Source organism: Streptomyces sp. NPDC111516, assembly GCF_055635345.1.
The window spans coordinates 1-2,550 of record NZ_JBVKBV010000066.1 but is presented as its reverse complement, the minus strand read 5'-3'; the positions used below and the strand labels follow the sequence as shown (position 1 = coordinate 2,550).

Genomic DNA, 2,550 nt, shown 5'->3' with positions numbered 1-2,550 from the left:
GGTCGGGTAGCGGCGGCGCATTGCTGCGCCGCCGCCCCCTCAGAACCCGGCGTGCGCCGTTGAACGCACCGGGCTCAAGCAAGCCCCTGTGGGCTCGCGGGCGGGCAGAAGTGCTGATCGGGTGCCGAGTCGGCGTCGGCAATGCGCGTGCACGAGGCTGGGTGCGGCGGGTGTGTCCGACGTTCCCAGTCCGCTGGTGACGATCGCCTGTCGGCGGGCTGCCTTGCGGATGACCTTGAGCCATTGCTCCCACTGGTCCGGGCTCTGTGGCTCGTGGTCGGCGTGCAGCAGGAGTTCCCCGCAGAGCGGGCAACGGCCGTGCTGGGCTTGGAGGAGCCGCAGTCCGGTCGTGCTCAACGGGGGTTTCCGGCGGCGTCGCCGCTGGGTCCAGTAGTCGGCCAGGGCCGGGTCGTCCGGAGACGCCCTGCCCTTGACCATCTGGTGTCGGACAATCTTCGTCCAGGAGAATTTGGCGAGGTGGGCGCCGCTGTCGCGGTCGCCGAACACCCACCGGTCGCGCCTGGAACGGTCGAACATGCCGAAGTGCCGGTCAACAACCCAGTGCCTCGACTTGTTCGGGTGGCTGCGTTTGGCCCACTTGTAGGTGAGCTTGAACGCGTAGTGGTCCAGCTGGGCGTAGGTCCTGCTGGACACTGCCGTCCGGTAGTAGGCGGCCCAGCCCCGGATGATGGGGTTGAGTTTGCCGATCACCGCCTCGGCGTTGGCCCCCAGGAGGGCCCTCGTCTCGGCGGCGAGCCGTTCCCGGATCCGTCGCACGGCCGCCTTGCTCGGTTTGATCAGCAGCTTGCCGCTGCGATACCGACGGATGTTGAAACCGAGAAAGTTGAACCCGTCTTCGAGGCGGACGACTCGCGTCTTGTCCTCGTTGAAGGTCAGCCCCCTGGGCCCCAGCCATGCCGCCAGCCGCGTCTTGACCTGGTTGGCCTGGTCGCGGCTTTCGCAGAGCGCGACAAGATCGTCTGCGTATCTCACCAGCACGGGGCTGCCCGGCACCGCGCTCCCGGCATCTCTGCCGGTTGCGAAGTATCGGACCCCGGCGGCCTCCTCCATCCCATGCAGGGCCACATTGAGCAGGACGGGGCTGATCACCCCGCCTTGGGGGGTTCCCTCCTCGGTCGGGGCGAACCGGCCTTGGCCGACCACGCCCGCCTTCAGCCACTGCTCGACCAGTCCCCTGGCGGGGAACGAGCCGAGCTGACGGAGAAGATGAGAATGGTCGATTCGGTCGAACGCCGCCGCCAGGTCCGCGTCGAGCGCCCACCGTCTGCGCGGGTTCTTCCCGCTGGCGGTGTTGAAAATGGCCTCGATCGCGTCGTGGCAGCCGCGGCCCGGCCTGAATCCATAGGATCTCGGCTCGAACCGTGCTTCCCACTCGGGCTCAAGTGCACCAACCGCAACAGCTTGTAGTGCGCGGTCAGCGATCACAGGAATCCCGAGAGGGCGCCTGCCCTTGGCCTTGGGGATGAACACGCGTCTGACGGGCTTGGGACTCCACGGCCGGGAACGGTGCTGCACCCAGTCGGCCAACTCGGCCTTGGACTGGGGCAGAAGCGCCGTCCGTCCGTCGATCCCCGCCGTCTTTCGGCCAGCATTGACCTCCGTCACACGTCGCACGCTCAGCAGCGTGTTGGCGCGGGAGCGGAGCATCAGCTTCTGCAGGTTGCGGACCCTCTTGAGGTCCCCCGCCTGCGATGCCGTGAAGATGCGCTGCCGCAGTCGCCGTACGTCCTCTTCGACCTGTTGCCAGTCGATGGACTGCCAGTCGGTGAGGTCGTCCTCGGGTCCGTTCTCCACGGCGGCGCCCGCCGGGGCAGCCGCAGTGGCGATGCCCGCTTGCGTCGTCATGGCGTCCAACTTGTCCCTCGGTTCCGTCGTCTTCGGTCATCGCCCTTCACAGGCTCACCCGGTCCACGTCAGCACCCTTTCGGGTCGGGGCAACTGCCCCTGTCCGGCCGGTTATGCAGGACGATCGGCGGAGGAGCCGATCACACTGTCCCGGTTTCCCGCTTCCTTTCGGCCGCCGGCATTCGCTTCTTGGACCGTCCTGTGCCCGCCGGGGATCTGGGCCTTCCTCGCGGTCGGCTTACCGGCCACCAGTGGTGGCCGGACCCCGTCGGGGTTGTCACGTTGCACACGTACGAGATACGACCGGGGTGGGTGCCCCCTCTACTCCGGGAACGGCGGTGTCCACACGGCCGATACCAAATCCTCAGCCGCCGCCTGCCGCCTCACAACGGCCGGTTCCTGAACCCCGGTGGTGCACTCCATCAACCGAGGTGATGCATCACGAAGCATCATCGAGGGTTCACTCTCGTTCACCCGTCCGGTCTTCCCCTCGCCTGTAGCCACCGGATGGTTCGGCGGCCCTTGGGCTTCTTCCCCCGGGCTTCACACCCCGCCGTTACCAGCGACGCATGCCGGGGTGGGGACAGGCACTCGGACACTGGCCTGGGATTACGCCGCCGACATCAGTCGGCCTCCTTTCCGCGCAACCGCTCGTTGCGTGCGCCTTCGTGTCGCACTCTGGTC

General features: G+C 67.5%; 1 protein-coding gene. It reads right to left on the bottom strand.

The genetic code is table 11. The features are described from left to right. Positions 1–39 precede the first annotated feature (39 nt). Positions 40–1,866, bottom strand: a complete 1,827-nt coding sequence (ltrA, locus tag ACZ7L9_RS37995) for a group II intron reverse transcriptase/maturase (protein ID WP_471422086.1) — start codon at positions 1,864–1,866, stop codon at positions 40–42. Positions 1,867–2,550: the final 684 nt, after the last annotated feature.

What these genes read in the sequence shown, in the direction of transcription:
- ltrA (WP_471422086.1), bottom strand. Translation starts at nt 1,866, where the DNA reads ATGACGACGCAAGCGGGCATCGCCACTGCGGCTGCCCCGGCGGGCGCC.